Origin of the sequence: Bacillus sp. GMs2/2 (genome assembly GCF_050172095.1) — a bacterium.
GTDB classification, from domain to species: Bacteria; Bacillota; Bacilli; order Bacillales; family Bacillaceae_G; genus Bacillus_A; species Bacillus_A cereus.
Map to the genome: position 1 here is coordinate 1 of NZ_JBNLYE010000096.1, position 14,630 is coordinate 14,630.

Here is a 14,630-nt window from a genome sequence, read left to right on the forward strand (position 1 = left end):
CTAAAAACACAAGTCATTTGACTTGTGTTTTTTTTATTTCCCATGAAATAGATTTGGTTCCATTAATAAAAAATTTGAAATATAGTAAGGGATTTTTTGAGCAGAAATACTTAAAAATTGATAAATAAATGGATAATCTTCAGAACTATAACTACCAAGTAAGTCATACCACCAATCTGTTTCATACCTAGAAATCATGCTTAAATTATAGAGCAATAAATAATGAATGAGGAGTTCAGGTAATATTGGCTTAGGATTTCTAGGATCAGTCGTAAGTGGCAAATAATAAGTATTAGTAAGATGTTCATAGTATAAAGGAGTACTGTACATAGGATTCCATGATTGAATGGGCGCTGTAAAAAGTAAATTCGATTCATTAGTCTTCTCAGGTACGTGCTGTATTGATAAATGCTTACAAGATGTTTCAATGTAACGAGAAAATCTCTCTTTAGTCATATGTAATCGATCTAGTAGGTTGACTGAAAAGGAGAGCTCATTTTTAATTGTTGAATCGATTTTATATAAAGTTGATCCTTTTTGACTATAACGAAATAAATTTTGTAATTCTGGAATATTTCCCATTAATTCTAACATGTTAAATTTTTCTGCTTCTAAGTGTTTCATGTGAAACAGTTGTTCTGCAACATGAGTAAATAATCCGTTTTTTTGTACCTTCACCTCATCTTCTAAAAATTGATACCCTTGTTTTTTTCGTTTGCGAGTTGTAACGCCATGAGCTAAAACAGTAGTGGATTCAGGATAGTTAGGGTCAATAGTTAGTAGGCATGCTTTAAAAAGTTGACTAATTCCATAAAATAACAACATTGGTTGAATGGAAAATGGAGCTGTCTTATATAATTCATAATAATTTTTCCCGTGTTCTAAGTAATAAATAAAGGGATAACAATTTTCAAAACTTTTTTTTTCGGCATCCTGAATAGAGGATTTTTCGTAACAACGGGCAAGATAACGTTGTACGTTTTGAGATGAAAAAAAGAAACTTAACTGCTGCCAAGTACAAGATGTTTGATGCATATATTACGCTCCTTTTATTGTCTAAAAATTCTAACATATATATACGTCCTTGACAGTATTTTAACCAATTGATAAGCTACTAATAATAATTTCTGGTATCATAGGGGGAACAATTATGTGGGAATCTAAATTTGTTAAAGAAGGTTTGACTTTTGATGATGTATTACTTGTACCAGCTAGGTCAGATATATTACCAAGAGAAGTAAGTGTTAAAACAGTTTTATCTGAAAGCTTACAGCTAAACATCCCGTTAATTAGTGCAGGAATGGATACAGTAACAGAAGCTGACATGGCTATTGCAATGGCTCGCCAGGGTGGTTTAGGAATTATTCATAAGAATATGTCTATTGAGCAACAAGCAGAGCAAGTTGATAAAGTAAAGCGCTCTGAAAGCGGCGTTATTTCAGATCCTTTCTTCTTAACTCCAGAACATCAAGTATATGATGCAGAACATCTTATGGGAAAATATCGTATCTCAGGTGTACCGGTTGTAAATAATTTAGATGAGCGAAAATTAGTTGGTATTATTACAAACCGTGATATGCGCTTCATCCAAGACTACTCAATCAAAATTTCTGACGTAATGACAAAAGAACAATTAATTACAGCTCCAGTTGGTACTACACTGGAAGAAGCTGAAAAGATCCTACAAAAGTATAAAATTGAAAAACTCCCTCTTGTTGATAATAACGGTGTATTACAAGGGCTTATTACAATAAAAGATATTGAAAAAGTAATTGAATTCCCAAACTCTGCTAAAGATAAGCAAGGACGCTTATTAGTTGGAGCAGCAGTTGGTGTAACAGCGGATGCTATGCTTCGTATTGATGCATTAGTAAAAGCTAGTGTAGATGCAATTGTACTTGATACAGCACATGGGCATTCTAAAGGCGTTATTGATAAGGTAAAAGAAGTTCGTGCTAAATATCCATCACTAAATATTGTCGCTGGAAATGTTGCTACTGCTGAAGCAACGAAAGCACTAATTGAAGCTGGTGCAAACGTAGTTAAAGTTGGTATTGGACCAGGTTCTATTTGTACAACACGCGTTGTAGCCGGTGTTGGTGTACCACAATTAACTGCGGTTTATGATTGTGCAACAGAAGCTCGTAAACACGGCATTCCAGTTATTGCTGATGGCGGTATTAAGTACTCTGGTGATATGGTGAAAGCTTTAGCGGCAGGAGCACATGTTGTTATGCTAGGTAGCATGTTTGCAGGTGTTGCAGAAAGCCCTGGAGAAACTGAAATTTACCAAGGTCGTCAATTTAAAGTGTATCGTGGTATGGGTTCTGTCGGTGCGATGGAAAAAGGAAGTAAAGATCGTTACTTCCAAGAAGGCAATAAAAAACTTGTCCCAGAAGGTATTGAAGGACGAGTACCATATAAAGGACCTTTAGCAGATACAGTTCACCAATTAGTTGGTGGCTTACGTGCAGGTATGGGATATTGCGGAGCACAGGATTTAGAATTCTTACGCGAAAACGCACAATTCATTCGTATGTCAGGTGCTGGCTTACGTGAAAGTCATCCTCATCACGTACAAATTACAAAAGAGGCTCCAAACTACTCATTATAATGTCTTATATACAAATAGACAGAGATTTGATATCTCTGTCTATTTTTTTTTGATTATGTTAGAATAACGGTTATGTGAGTACATAGATATTGGGGGTAGCAAAAGTGAAAGGTATGTTTTGCAAAAGATTCATTGCTTTGGTAACAGTGCTTACACTAGCTTGTAGCATTTTTATGCCATATAGCAATGCATCAGCTGAAACAGGAGCCGCTTTAAACATTGAAGCAGGTGCGGCAATTTTAGTAGAAGCGAATTCTGGGAAAATTTTATATCAAAAGAATGCAGATGAATTATTATCCATTGCTAGTATGACAAAGATGATGAGTGAATATTTAGTTCACGAAGCAGTGGATAAAGGAAAACTTAAGTGGGACCAGAAAATTAAGGTTTCTGAATATGCATATAAGGTTTCACAAGATGCTTCATTATCAAATGTTGCATTAGAAAATGGTGGCTCTTATACAGTAAAAGAGTTATACGAGGCAATGGCAATCTTTTCTGCAAATGGTGCAACAATTGCATTAGCAGAAGCAATTGCAGGTAAAGAAGTAGACTTCGTAAAAATGATGAATGATAAATCGAAAGAACTAGGGTTGAAAAATTATAAATTTGTCAATTCTACAGGTTTAACGAATAAAGATTTAAAGGGAATGCATCCTGAAGGAACAACAGCGGATGAAGAAAATAAAATGTCTGCAAAGGATGTTGCAACTTTAGCACAACATTTAATTAAAGATTATCCAAAAGTGTTAGATACAGCAAAAATCCCTAAAAAAGAATTCCGTCCAGAAAAAGAGAAGTTTGCAATGTCGAACTGGAACTGGATGTTAAAGGGCTTAGTTAAAGAATATGATGGCGTAGACGGCCTAAAAACAGGCTCAACTCCAGAAGCAGGAGATTGCTTCACTGGTACGGTTGAAAGAAACGGAATGCGTTTTATTTCTGTAGTTATTAAAACAAGTTCTCATACAGCACGTTTTGATGAAACAAAGAAGCTATATGATTATGGATTTGCTAACTTTGAAGTAAAACAAATGTATAAAAAAGGTTCTTCAGTAAAAGGACAAGAAACAGTACGAGTAGAAAATGCGAAAGATAAAGATGTAGCAGTTCAAACGAAACAAGCAATTTCACTTCCAGTGCCAAAAGGAAGTAAAGATGTTTATAAAACGGAATTAAAAGAATCAAGTAAGGGACAAGAAGCACCTATTAAAAAGGGAGCTGCGCTTGGTCAAATGGTAATTACGCCAAAAGATACAAACGACCCTGGATTTTTAACTGGTAAGTCACTGCAAGTGGATCTTGTAACAACATCTGAAGTAGAAGAAGCAAACTGGTTTACTCGTGCTATGCGCGGAATTGGTTCATTCTTTAGTGGCATGTGGAATAGTGCTGTTGATACAGTAAAAGGTTGGTTTTAAAAGCTCCTCATGATAGGAGCTTTTTTTTATTCCTATTTTTCATACCGACTTTATGAAAAAGTAGTAGACAAGCATCTGATAGTTAGTGGTAGAATGTAAGAGTATTCTTAATTTTCGCCTTTAACGGGGGAAAGCAATTCACCTAGGGGGGTTTTTGTACATGACAAATGTAACAGGGACAGAACGTGTAAAACGTGGAATGGCAGAAATGCAAAAAGGCGGCGTTATTATGGACGTAGTTAACGCTGAACAAGCAAAAATTGCAGAAGAGGCAGGCGCAGTTGCCGTTATGGCATTAGAGCGTGTACCAGCAGATATTCGTGCAGCAGGTGGCGTTTCTCGTATGGCAGACCCAACAATTGTTGAAGAAGTTATGGGTGCGGTGTCAATTCCGGTTATGGCAAAATGCCGTATCGGTCACCTTGTAGAAGCACGTGTATTAGAATCATTAGGGGTAGACTATATCGATGAGAGTGAAGTATTAACTCCTGCTGATGAAGTATACCATTTAAATAAACGTGATTACACAGTTCCATTTGTATGTGGTTGCCGTGATATCGGAGAAGCTGCACGTCGTATTGCAGAAGGTGCATCTATGCTTCGTACAAAAGGTGAACCAGGAACAGGAAACATTGTAGAGGCAGTGCGTCATATGCGCCAAGTCAATGCAGAAATCCGTCAAGTTGCGAGTCTACGTGAAGATGAGTTAATGACATATGCAAAAAATACTGGCGCTCCTTACGAAGTATTACTTGAAATTAAACGTCTTGGTCGCTTACCAGTTGTAAACTTTGCGGCAGGTGGTGTAGCAACACCAGCAGATGCAGCATTAATGATGCAACTTGGTGCTGATGGGGTATTTGTTGGATCTGGTATCTTCAAATCAGAAAACCCAGAGAAATTTGCACGTGCAATCGTTGAAGCAACGACTCATTATGAAGATTACGAACTAATTGCAAGCCTTTCTAAAGGATTAGGTAATGCAATGAAGGGTGTCGAAATTTCAACGTTATTACCAGAACAACGCATGCAAGAGCGTGGATGGTAATTAAAGGAGAACTTTAAAATGGTGAAAATAGGTGTACTAGGTCTTCAAGGTGCAGTTCGTGAGCATGTAAAATCAGTTGAAGCAAGTGGTGCAGAAGCTGTTGTTGTAAAGCGTATAGAGCAACTTGAAGAGATTGATGGTCTTATTTTACCAGGCGGTGAAAGTACAACAATGCGCCGTCTTATTGATAAGTATGCTTTCATGGAACCACTTCGTACATTTGCAAAGTCTGGTAAACCAATGTTTGGTACGTGTGCAGGGATGATTCTTCTTGCAAAAACACTTATTGGCTATGAAGAAGCACATATTGGTGCTATGGATATTACAGTTGAGCGCAATGCGTTCGGACGCCAAAAGGATAGTTTTGAAGCTGCGCTTTCAATTGAAGGCGTGGGTGAAGACTTCATTGGTGTATTTATCCGTGCGCCGTATGTTGTAGAAGTAGCTGATAATGTTGAAGTGCTTTCTAAGCATGGTGACCGAATGGTAGCGGTAAGACAAGATCAGTTTTTAGCTGCTTCATTCCATCCGGAATTAACAGATGATCATCGTGTGACAGCATACTTTGTTGAAATGGTAAAAGAAGCGAAAATGAAAAAAGTTGTATAAGTAACTTGCAACTTGTATAAGATTATAGTAAATTGATGGTAACAATTTTATAAAATAAGCGTGTTGATAGGAAATAGTAACAAATGTCGTTTCTTATAGAGAGTCGATGGTTGGTGGAAATCGATAGAAACAGTTTGTGAATCCATCCTGGAATGGAATGTGGAATATCTTTTGGATTAGTAAGCATTCCCGGTGAAGAGCCGTTATTTCTACTTGAGAGGAAAGCGGTAATGCTTTCAACTAGGGTGGCAACGCGGGTTAACTCCCGTCCCTTTATATAGGGACGGGAGTTTTTTGTGTTTTATAAAATAAAAGGAGGAGTATATAATGCTTGATATTAAATTTTTACGTACAAACTTTGAAGAAGTAAAAGCGAAATTACAGCATAGAGGCGAAGATTTAACTGATTTCGGCCGTTTTGAAGAACTTGATACGAGAAGAAGAGAGCTACTTGTTCAGACAGAAGAATTAAAAAGTAAACGTAACGAAGTATCTCAACAAATTTCTGTATTAAAGCGCGAAAAGAAAGATGCAGAGGCTCTAATTTTAGAAATGCGTGAGGTTGGAGAAAAAGTAAAGGATCTTGATAACGAACTTCGTACAGTTGAAGAAGACTTAGAAAGATTAATGTTATCTATTCCAAATATCCCTCATGAATCTGCTCCAGTTGGTGAAACAGAGGATGATAATGTAGTAGCACGTACTTGGGGAGAAGTGAAAGAATTTACTTTTGAGCCAAAACCACATTGGGATCTTGCTACTGATTTAGGAATTTTAGATTTTGAACGCGCTGGGAAAGTAACAGGAAGCCGCTTCGTATTTTACAAAGGTGCTGGTGCAAGATTAGAGCGTGCTTTAATTAGCTTTATGCTTGATCTTCATACTGATGAGCATGGATATGAAGAAGTATTACCTCCATATATGGTAAACCGTGCAAGTATGACGGGAACAGGACAACTTCCAAAGTTTGAAGAAGATGCATTCCGTATTGAAAGTGAAGATTACTTCTTAATTCCAACAGCTGAAGTACCTGTAACGAATATGCATCGTGATGAGATTTTAAATAAAGAGCAATTGCCTATAAGATATGCTGCATTTAGCTCTTGCTTCCGTTCTGAAGCAGGTTCAGCTGGTCGTGATACACGTGGTTTAATTCGCCAGCATCAGTTCAATAAAGTAGAGCTTGTGAAGTTCGTAAAACCAGAAGATTCTTATGAAGAATTAGAAAAATTAACAAATGATGCAGAACGCGTGTTACAATTATTAGAGTTGCCATATCGCGTTATGAGCATGTGCACAGGCGATTTAGGATTTACAGCAGCGAAGAAATACGATATTGAAGTATGGATTCCAAGCTATGGCACATATCGTGAAATTTCTTCTTGTAGTAATTTTGAAGCTTTCCAAGCGAGACGTGCAAATATCCGTTTCCGCCGTGAGCCAAATGGAAAACCAGAACATGTTCATACATTAAATGGATCTGGTCTTGCAATCGGACGTACGGTTGCAGCTATTTTAGAGAACTACCAACAAGAAGATGGTACAATTATAATTCCAGAAGTTCTTCGCCCTTATATGGGAGGAAAAACAGTTATTAAGTAAATTTAAACATTCATCGGTATGAGTGATTGGTAATTATGAGCGTTGTCAGTACTGTAATGTAGGAAGGGAAAAGTAAAATTTTCCTTTCCTCATAATTTATTTTAGTAGGGTTGACTAACTGTTTTTCTTTTGATATTATATTTGATGTCAATATGGAGGTATACCCAAGTCTGGCTGAAGGGATCGGTCTTGAAAACCGACAGGCGGCGAGAGTCGCGCGGGGGTTCGAATCCCTCTACCTCCTCCAGATATAATTGACAACAGCGCATATAAGTGGAGATTGGAGAACTCGTTACCAACACGTAACGAGTTTTTATTTTAAAACCAATCATAAAGTATGGTGTAAGGTAATTTTGTCCTTATTACACACTCATATTCCGATGATTATCTTCATAGATATGAAAGGAGTCAACATGGATCTTATTATACAAACGTTTCCTTTAGATGGAAAAACTTTATATTATGTACAATGTCCTGTCTGTAAGAACAATAGAATTTTAAACAGTGGTGCAAACGTATCACGCATTATTAGTGATGATACATTCCGTAAACTTTGTGGTTGTACTTGTGATGTAAAACAAGCTACGAGTAAAGTAGAGGCGCCAAAACAAGTTAAAAAAGCAGCTGTAAAGAAAGCGGCGGCTCCAAAACGTACAGGTAAAGTATTAACGGCAGTAATTAACGGGAAAGAAATGACTGTTAAAGAGATTGCTGAAGCATACGATATTAGTACAAGTACTGTTCGTCAACGCATTAACGCAGGAAAACCTGAGAGTGAAATTATTGCTCCAACAAAGAAGAAGTAATTTAATAGGAAAACCCGTGCATATGCACGGGTTTTTTATTTTACAAGTTTACGTGTTTGTTTTAAAAAATGGCCAATTTTTTTAATGATTGGTTCGATTGAATCACCATCTTTTAAAATATCGTACTCATTAATATTTAAGCGTAATACAGGGCATGAATTAAAGTTGTTAATCCAGTTTTCATAACGTCCATGCATTTCTTTCCAGTACTCAATTGGTGTTTGCTGTTCCATTGGGCGCCCGCGTTCTTGAATACGATCGACAATATCATCGAAAGAACCTTCTAAGTAAATTAATAAGTCTGGATGAGGGAAGTAAGGAGTCATGACCATAGCGTCAAATAAACCTTTGTATGTTTCATAATCAGTTTCCGTCATTGTTCCTTTTTCATGATGCATCTTTGCGAAAATTCCAGTGTCTTCGTAAATGGAACGATCTTGAACAAAACCGCCACCATATTCAAAAATTCTTTTTTGTTCCTTAAATCGTTCTGCTAAAAAGTACACTTGTAGGTGGAAGCTCCAGCGAGTGAAGTCCGCATAAAACTTGTCCAAATATGGATTGGAATCTACTTTTTCAAATGATGTGCGATAACCTAAAGCATTAGCTAATGCAGTTGTCATAGTTGATTTACCCACACCTACCGTTCCGGCGATAGTGATTACTGCGTCATTGGGTATATCATATTTTTGCCTTAAATTCATTATTATTTCGACTCCTTTAAGAGAGTATTTTGAAGGGCAGATAGGATGACGTTTAAATCATCAGGATTTTTTACAAAATCCATATCGTCTCCATTAAATTTCAATACTGGTATTTCCGGATGATCTTTTTTAAAAGCATCCATTGCTGTTTCATAATCTTTTGTGAGCTGTAGTAAGTAATTTGGATCCATGTTTTTTTCAAATTCTCTTCCGCGCATGGCGATTCGTTTTTGCAATGTTTCTAGACTAGCTGTTAAATAAACAATGACATTTGGCACAGGCATATCTTGTGTAAGGATACGATAAATTTGCATGTATTTGTCATATTGGGAGTCTTTTAATGTGCGGGATGCAAAAATTAAATTTTTAAAGATATGGTAATCCGCTACTACTGGTTTCCTTTGATTCAAATACTTTATGTTAATGTCTTCTAATTGTTTGTATCTATTACAAAGAAAGAACATCTCTGTTTGAAAACTCCATTCGTCGATGTCTTCATAGAACTTTCCTAAAAAGGGATTTTCATCAACAATCTCTTTTAGTAAGTGGAGTTGCATGTGAGTTGAAATTTCCTTCGCAAGTGAAGTTTTTCCAACACCAATTGGTCCTTCAACCGTGATAAATGGTACTCCGGTCACGCTGTTTCCTCCTTTCAATCAGTGATTTACCGTGACTACTAAAAACACAAAACAGAATTATTGTAGCACAAGAGGGAAGCGAGCGGGTTAATTTGATATAAAAAGTTAGAAAATAGATATATGTATTAATTAAATTTTATTTTGGTTGATGATGTTATAGTTGCTTTCAATGTAGTTTCCATTATTTTTAAAGCATGTATATTATCTTGGTCGTTGTTAGAGGCGATACAATCCTCTGGTACATACAATGTATAATTTCTCATATGAGCATCATTAGCTGTAAATAGGATACATATATTTCCGGCAACCCCTGTTAATATTAGATTTTCTATTTTTAAATAACCTAGTAATGAATTTAAAGGTGTTTCATAAAAAGCGGAATAATGTGGTTTAATAAAAATGTAATCATCAGAACTTGGAGCAATCTTATGGATTATGTTTTCGCTATATTCATTTGTACAATGAGTAATAAGTTGATCGATATCAGATCTCCAAAGTTGATAATGGTCATTAACGTAAATTATAGGACAGCCGAAGGATTTCATTTTTTTCTTTAATTGTAAAATAGGGTTTGTTATAATTTCACATTTTTTAGCTAGAATGGGTCCGTGGGAAAATTGAAAGTCATTAATCATATCGATAATGAGCAAGGCGGTATTTTTCATATGTAATCCCCTCTCTTTTTTCTTTTAGGGTGGATTGAATTTGTAAAAGTTATCCCCTGTGTAGTAAATGGAAATAAGTGTACTTTATTTGTAATGAAAGGACTATGTTATGGAACAAGATCAAGATATTTATTTTATGCAATTAGCGATAGAAGAAGCTAAAAAGGCAGAGGAAATACAGGAAGTACCAATTGGAGCAGTTATAGTGTTAGATGGTGAGGTAATTAGTGTTGCCCATAATTTAAGGGAAACTGAGCAGAGATCAATAGCTCATGCTGAGTTGCTAGCGATAGATGAGGCGTGTAAAAAATTAGGGACATGGCGTTTAGAAGATGCAACATTGTATGTAACATTAGAACCTTGTCCAATGTGTGCAGGTGGAATTGTTTTATCACGAGTGAAGCGAGTTGTATATGGTGCAAGTGATCCGAAGGGCGGATGTGCAGGGACATTGATGAATCTTTTAACGGATGAACGCTTCAATCATCAATGTGAAGTAGTATCTGGTGTACTAGAGGAAGAATGCGGTACGTTGTTAACAAGCTTTTTTAGAGAGCTTCGTAAAAAAAGAAAAGCAATAAAAAAATTAGAGAAGAATACTGGGAACTAACGTATTTGCATTTTATAAAGAAACAAGTTATACTGATAATGCCTTTAATGAAGGCAACCGAATATTGGTTTTAACTTTGCCGTGCTAAGCGGGGAGGTAGCGGTGCCCTATACTCGCAATCCGCTCTAGCGAGGCCGAATCCCCTCTCGAGGTTATGTTGCTGTAAGGTCTGCCTTAAGTAAGTGGTGTTGACGTTTGGGTCCTGCGCAACGGGACCCCGTGAACCTTGTCAGGTCCGGAAGGAAGCAGCAATAAGCGGGTCTTCTCGTGTGCCGCAGGAGTGCCTGAACCGAGCTAACTGCTTGAGTAACGCTTATGGTACGTAATCGACGGAGGGTGCACGGCAGTTATATATGTATACAAAACTCACCTTAATACAAAGGTGAGTTTTTTGTATAGAAAATAACTTTTGGAATCTATAAACAGAATGGGTTATAATAAATGAGATAATAACCTTTGAGGGAGGCCGTATTTTCGTGTCATACCAAGCGTTATACCGAACATGGAGACCGCAAAAGTTCGAAGATGTAGTCGGTCAAAAGCACGTGACAAAAACGTTGCAAAATGCCCTTCTTCAAGAGAAAGTTTCACATGCTTATTTATTTTCTGGCCCGAGGGGAACAGGAAAAACGACAATTGCAAAAGTATTTGCAAAAGCAATTAACTGTGAACATGCTCCGGTAGCTGAACCTTGTAATGAATGTCCTTCTTGTTTAGGAATTACACAAGGATCCATTTCAGATGTATTAGAAATTGATGCGGCTTCAAATAACGGTGTAGATGAAATTCGAGATATTAGAGATAAAGTAAAATATGCTCCAAGTGCTGTAGAATATAAAGTATACATTATTGATGAAGTTCACATGCTTTCTATGGGTGCATTCAATGCGCTTTTAAAAACCTTAGAAGAGCCGCCAGGACATGTTATCTTTATTTTGGCGACAACAGAACCTCATAAGATCCCGCCTACAATTATTTCACGTTGTCAGCGTTTTGAATTCCGAAAAATATCAGTGAATGATATTGTTGAGAGATTATCAACGGTCGTGACAAATGAAGGTACGCAAGTGGAAGATGAGGCATTACAAATTGTTGCGCGTGCTGCTGAAGGTGGTATGCGTGACGCACTTAGTCTTATTGATCAGGCTATATCTTATAGTGATGAGATTGTTACGACAGAAGATGTATTGGCCGTAACAGGATCTGTTTCTCAGCAATACTTAGGCAATTTAGTAGAATGCATACGTGAAAATGATGTATCAAGAGCATTGCAAATCATAGATGAAATGATGAGTAAAGGGAAGGATCCAGTTCGTTTTATGGAGGATTTCATTTACTATTATCGTGATATGCTTTTATATCAGACTTCACCGCAACTAGAACATATGTTGGAACGAGTAATTGTAGATGATCAATTCCGTAAGTTGAGTGAAGAAATGCAACCGGAAGTGATCTATGAGATTATTCATACCCTTAGTAAGGGACAACAGGAAATGAAGTGGACAAATCATCCGCGTATTTTCTTAGAAGTTGTTATGGTGCAATTGTGTCAACAGTTTATGATGCAAGCAAATGGTACAGATCGTTTGCAAGCAATTATGAACAGGATGCAGCAACTGGAGAAAGAGTTAGAGCAAGTTAAAAAGAACGGTGTGCCAGCTGGTGTACAACAGGAAGTAAGAGAGACACGTGCAACACCAAAGCCGGTAAGAACAGGAAGTATGAAGATTCCTGTCGGACGTGTAAATGAAGTATTAAAACAAGCGAAGCGTCAAGATTTAGAACAATTAAAAGCTGTATGGGGTGAGTTGTTAGGAAGACTCAAATCATATAACAAAGTAGCGTTTGCTGTTTTACTAGAAAATAGCGAACCAGTGGCAGCTTCAGATGACACTTACGTTTTAGCATTTCAATATGAGATTCACTGTAAGATGGCGAGCGAAAATCGAGAAGCTATGGATACAGTAGAACAAGCTTTATTTGAATTGCTAAGTAAAAGGTTAAATATGATTGCCATTCCAAAAAGTGAATGGGGTAAAATCCGTGAAGACTTTTTACAACGTGAAGGTGGAGAGTCTGAAGAAAGCCCAGAGAAAAAGGGAGATCCTCTTATAGAAGAGGCAGTGAAATTAGTAGGGCAAGAACTCATTGAAATAAAAAAGTAATAATAATTAGGAGGAATTAATTATGATGCGTGGCGGAATGGGAAATATGAATAACATGATGAAACAAATGCAAAAGATGCAAAAGGACATGGCGAAAGCACAAGAAGAGCTTGGTGAAAAAACAGTTGAAGGTACAGCTGGCGGCGGAATGATTACAGTTATCGCAAATGGTCACAAGCAAATTCTTGAAGTGAAGATTAAAGAAGAAGTTGTAGATCCAGAAGATATCGAAATGCTACAAGACTTAGTATTAGCTGCAACAAATGATGCACTTAAAAAGGCTGATGAGCTTTCAAACTCTACAATGGGTAAATTTACAAAAGGCTTAAACTTACCAGGTGGAATGTTCTAGGAGGATATTGATACATGCATTATCCAGAACCAATATCAAAACTAATCGATAGTTTTATGAAGTTGCCAGGTATCGGACCGAAAACAGCGGTTCGATTGGCATTTTTCGTATTAGATATGAAAGAAGATGATGTGTTAGGTTTCGCGAAAGCACTTGTAAATGCGAAGCGAGATTTAGCGTACTGTTCTGTATGCGGACATATTACTGATCGTGATCCTTGTTATATTTGTAATGATTCACATCGAGATCAATCAGTTGTTTGTGTCGTACAAGAACCGAAAGATGTAATCGCGATGGAAAAAATGAAAGAGTATCAAGGTGTATATCATGTGTTACGTGGTGCGATTTCTCCTATGGAGGGAATTGGACCGGAAGACATTAATATCCCGCAACTCTTAAAGCGACTACATGATGAAACGGTACAAGAAGTGATATTAGCAACAAACCCTAATATTGAAGGGGAAGCTACAGCGATGTATATCTCCCGCCTCTTAAAACCTACAGGCATTAAAGTAACTCGTATTGCACATGGTCTGCCAGTTGGTGGAGATTTAGAATATGCAGATGAAGTGACATTATCCAAAGCGTTAGAAGGTCGCAGAGAAGTATAAGAGGAGAAACGAAAATGTTCTTTCAAAAAAAGGGTAAATTGCGTAAAGAGTATGACGATAAGTTAATTGTACTTTTGGAAAAAGTGAAGAATGAGTGGTTACGTCAGAAGAGAATGGTCGAACAAAGTGTAGAACCGTCTCAAGATGTCATTTGTTCTTTGAAAATAGCAGAGGCGAAATATTTCTTTTTGTTGAAAGAAGCAAAGCGTCGTCCTGTAAAAATGGAACAATGGTAAAAGGTTCTGCTTTCTAAGCAGGCCTTTTTATTTTGTTTTTTAAATGCTGAGGTATTGTTTTATTTAGTTTATATAAAAGAGATGCTGCATATGATAACTGTTCTTTTTTATTGTCTTGTCCCATACAAATAGATGTATAGGTCATTCATAAGGAGGAAAAAATGAATTCTACAATTATTATTGTTGGCATTCTTACTTTAGTATTTATTTTTCTTGTTTTTGGTGTTGCCTCTAAGCCGTTACGTTTTATAGGTAAGGTGATTTTTCATGTTACTTTAGGAATAGCATTGCTTTTTATCGTAAATGTTGTAGGGACATATTTTGATTTTCATATCCCGATTAACATGGGGACAGCAGCAATAACGAGTTTGTTAGGCTTACCGGGTGTGGCAGCATTAGTGATTATTAAGCTTTATATCATGCCAAGATAAAATTATTTTGGCATTTTTTTAAAAAGTGTTGACTATTAAATGATTAATATGGTAAATTAATAAGCGTCGTCAGCAACGAAAGAAAAAAGCTGTTGACAGATTTAACGAGAAGTGTTAA

At 36.7% G+C, this 14,630-nt stretch carries 16 protein-coding genes, 1 tRNA gene, 1 other RNA gene and 1 other annotated feature; of the genes, 14 read left to right on the forward strand and 4 right to left on the reverse strand.

Annotated features, from left to right (window positions below; translation table 11 throughout):
* Positions 1–33: 33 nt before the first annotated feature.
* Positions 34–1,035, reverse strand: coding sequence for a YaaC family protein (locus tag ACQGS6_RS13940; RefSeq protein WP_000554288.1), 1,002 nt, complete (start codon positions 1,033–1,035; stop codon positions 34–36).
* Between the two features lie 115 nt (positions 1,036–1,150).
* Between ACQGS6_RS13940 and guaB the strand changes: the two genes are divergently transcribed.
* The 7 genes from guaB to ACQGS6_RS13975 all read left to right on the forward strand — a co-directional run bounded on the left by guaB (position 1,151) and on the right by ACQGS6_RS13975 (position 8,100).
* Positions 1,151–2,614 carry an IMP dehydrogenase gene (gene guaB / locus ACQGS6_RS13945; RefSeq protein ID WP_426965233.1) on the forward strand — a complete coding sequence of 488 codons (1,464 nt, stop codon included), beginning with the start codon at positions 1,151–1,153 and terminating at the stop codon, positions 2,612–2,614.
* Positions 2,615–2,727: 113 nt separating this feature from the next.
* Positions 2,728–4,035: a D-alanyl-D-alanine carboxypeptidase DacA gene (gene dacA / locus ACQGS6_RS13950; RefSeq protein WP_125653127.1), complete on the forward strand. Its 1,308-nt coding sequence runs from the start codon at positions 2,728–2,730 to the stop codon at positions 4,033–4,035.
* A gap of 160 nt (positions 4,036–4,195) precedes the next feature.
* The gene (pdxS, locus tag ACQGS6_RS13955) at positions 4,196–5,083 is read left to right on the forward strand and encodes a pyridoxal 5'-phosphate synthase lyase subunit PdxS (RefSeq protein WP_000186165.1); all 888 of its coding nucleotides are present in this window, start codon (positions 4,196–4,198) and stop codon (positions 5,081–5,083) included.
* An 18-nt stretch (positions 5,084–5,101) separates the two neighbouring features.
* Complete coding sequence (gene pdxT / locus ACQGS6_RS13960; RefSeq protein ID WP_000238783.1) at positions 5,102–5,692, forward strand: pyridoxal 5'-phosphate synthase glutaminase subunit PdxT; 591 nt, start codon at positions 5,102–5,104, stop codon at positions 5,690–5,692.
* A 54-nt stretch (positions 5,693–5,746) separates the two neighbouring features.
* Positions 5,747–5,968: a binding site (T-box leader), on the forward strand.
* A gap of 51 nt (positions 5,969–6,019) precedes the next feature.
* Positions 6,020–7,294 (forward strand): serine--tRNA ligase, encoded by a 1,275-nt coding sequence (gene serS, locus ACQGS6_RS13965; protein ID WP_000884186.1) that lies wholly within the window; start codon positions 6,020–6,022, stop codon positions 7,292–7,294.
* A 154-nt stretch (positions 7,295–7,448) separates the two neighbouring features.
* Positions 7,449–7,541: transfer RNA gene (locus ACQGS6_RS13970), tRNA-Ser, on the forward strand.
* A 166-nt stretch (positions 7,542–7,707) separates the two neighbouring features.
* A complete protein-coding gene (locus ACQGS6_RS13975; RefSeq protein ID WP_000364196.1) occupies positions 7,708–8,100 on the forward strand; it encodes a DUF3797 domain-containing protein in 393 nt (130 codons plus the stop codon).
* A 35-nt stretch (positions 8,101–8,135) separates the two neighbouring features.
* Here the strand turns inward: ACQGS6_RS13975 and ACQGS6_RS13980 are convergent, their stop codons facing one another.
* From ACQGS6_RS13980 to ACQGS6_RS13990, 3 genes are all read right to left on the reverse strand, one after another.
* Complete coding sequence (locus ACQGS6_RS13980; protein WP_001053585.1) at positions 8,136–8,804, reverse strand: deoxynucleoside kinase; 669 nt, start codon at positions 8,802–8,804, stop codon at positions 8,136–8,138.
* A 2-nt stretch (positions 8,805–8,806) separates the two neighbouring features.
* The gene (locus tag ACQGS6_RS13985) at positions 8,807–9,442 is read right to left on the reverse strand and encodes a deoxynucleoside kinase (protein WP_000148218.1); all 636 of its coding nucleotides are present in this window, start codon (positions 9,440–9,442) and stop codon (positions 8,807–8,809) included.
* Positions 9,443–9,567: 125 nt separating this feature from the next.
* On the reverse strand, positions 9,568–10,107 hold the full coding sequence (locus tag ACQGS6_RS13990) for an isochorismatase family cysteine hydrolase (RefSeq protein WP_000798712.1): 540 nt from the start codon (positions 10,105–10,107) through the stop codon (positions 9,568–9,570).
* A gap of 109 nt (positions 10,108–10,216) precedes the next feature.
* Here ACQGS6_RS13990 and tadA point away from each other — a divergent pair, with 109 nt between their 5' ends.
* The 7 genes from tadA to ACQGS6_RS14025 all read left to right on the forward strand — a co-directional run bounded on the left by tadA (position 10,217) and on the right by ACQGS6_RS14025 (position 14,512).
* Positions 10,217–10,717 carry a tRNA adenosine(34) deaminase TadA gene (gene tadA, locus ACQGS6_RS13995; RefSeq protein WP_000434332.1) on the forward strand — a complete coding sequence of 167 codons (501 nt, stop codon included), beginning with the start codon at positions 10,217–10,219 and terminating at the stop codon, positions 10,715–10,717.
* A 79-nt stretch (positions 10,718–10,796) separates the two neighbouring features.
* Positions 10,797–11,061: signal recognition particle sRNA large type (gene ffs, locus ACQGS6_RS14000), an RNA gene on the forward strand.
* A 132-nt stretch (positions 11,062–11,193) separates the two neighbouring features.
* Complete coding sequence (gene dnaX, locus ACQGS6_RS14005; protein WP_426965234.1) at positions 11,194–12,882, forward strand: DNA polymerase III subunit gamma/tau; 1,689 nt, start codon at positions 11,194–11,196, stop codon at positions 12,880–12,882.
* Between the two features lie 25 nt (positions 12,883–12,907).
* Entirely contained in the window at positions 12,908–13,234 is a 327-nt protein-coding gene (locus ACQGS6_RS14010) for a YbaB/EbfC family nucleoid-associated protein (RefSeq protein ID WP_014894853.1), read from the forward strand.
* Between the two features lie 14 nt (positions 13,235–13,248).
* Positions 13,249–13,845, forward strand: a complete 597-nt coding sequence (gene recR / locus ACQGS6_RS14015) for a recombination protein RecR (RefSeq protein ID WP_000559169.1) — start codon at positions 13,249–13,251, stop codon at positions 13,843–13,845.
* A gap of 14 nt (positions 13,846–13,859) precedes the next feature.
* Positions 13,860–14,081 carry a YaaL family protein gene (locus tag ACQGS6_RS14020; RefSeq protein WP_000466019.1) on the forward strand — a complete coding sequence of 74 codons (222 nt, stop codon included), beginning with the start codon at positions 13,860–13,862 and terminating at the stop codon, positions 14,079–14,081.
* A 161-nt stretch (positions 14,082–14,242) separates the two neighbouring features.
* Positions 14,243–14,512: a pro-sigmaK processing inhibitor BofA family protein gene (locus tag ACQGS6_RS14025; protein WP_001089273.1), complete on the forward strand. Its 270-nt coding sequence runs from the start codon at positions 14,243–14,245 to the stop codon at positions 14,510–14,512.
* Positions 14,513–14,630 lie beyond the last annotated feature (118 nt).

Coding starts and splice junctions, on each gene's coding strand:
- serS (WP_000884186.1), top strand. CDS start 6,020: ATGCTTGATATTAAATTTTTACGTACAAACTTTGAAGAAGTAAAAGCG.
- dacA (WP_125653127.1), top strand. CDS start 2,728: ATGTTTTGCAAAAGATTCATTGCTTTGGTAACAGTGCTTACACTAGCT.
- ACQGS6_RS14025 (WP_001089273.1), top strand. CDS start 14,243: ATGAATTCTACAATTATTATTGTTGGCATTCTTACTTTAGTATTTATT.
- ACQGS6_RS13980 (WP_001053585.1), bottom strand. CDS start 8,804: ATGAATTTAAGGCAAAAATATGATATACCCAATGACGCAGTAATCACT.
- ACQGS6_RS13940 (WP_000554288.1), bottom strand. CDS start 1,035: ATGCATCAAACATCTTGTACTTGGCAGCAGTTAAGTTTCTTTTTTTCA.
- tadA (WP_000434332.1), top strand. CDS start 10,217: ATGGAACAAGATCAAGATATTTATTTTATGCAATTAGCGATAGAAGAA.
- ACQGS6_RS13990 (WP_000798712.1), bottom strand. CDS start 10,107: ATGAAAAATACCGCCTTGCTCATTATCGATATGATTAATGACTTTCAA.
- ACQGS6_RS14020 (WP_000466019.1), top strand. CDS start 13,860: ATGTTCTTTCAAAAAAAGGGTAAATTGCGTAAAGAGTATGACGATAAG.
- guaB (WP_426965233.1), top strand. CDS start 1,151: ATGTGGGAATCTAAATTTGTTAAAGAAGGTTTGACTTTTGATGATGTA.
- pdxT (WP_000238783.1), top strand. CDS start 5,102: ATGGTGAAAATAGGTGTACTAGGTCTTCAAGGTGCAGTTCGTGAGCAT.
- ACQGS6_RS13975 (WP_000364196.1), top strand. CDS start 7,708: ATGGATCTTATTATACAAACGTTTCCTTTAGATGGAAAAACTTTATAT.
- ACQGS6_RS14010 (WP_014894853.1), top strand. CDS start 12,908: ATGCGTGGCGGAATGGGAAATATGAATAACATGATGAAACAAATGCAA.
- pdxS (WP_000186165.1), top strand. CDS start 4,196: ATGACAAATGTAACAGGGACAGAACGTGTAAAACGTGGAATGGCAGAA.
- recR (WP_000559169.1), top strand. CDS start 13,249: ATGCATTATCCAGAACCAATATCAAAACTAATCGATAGTTTTATGAAG.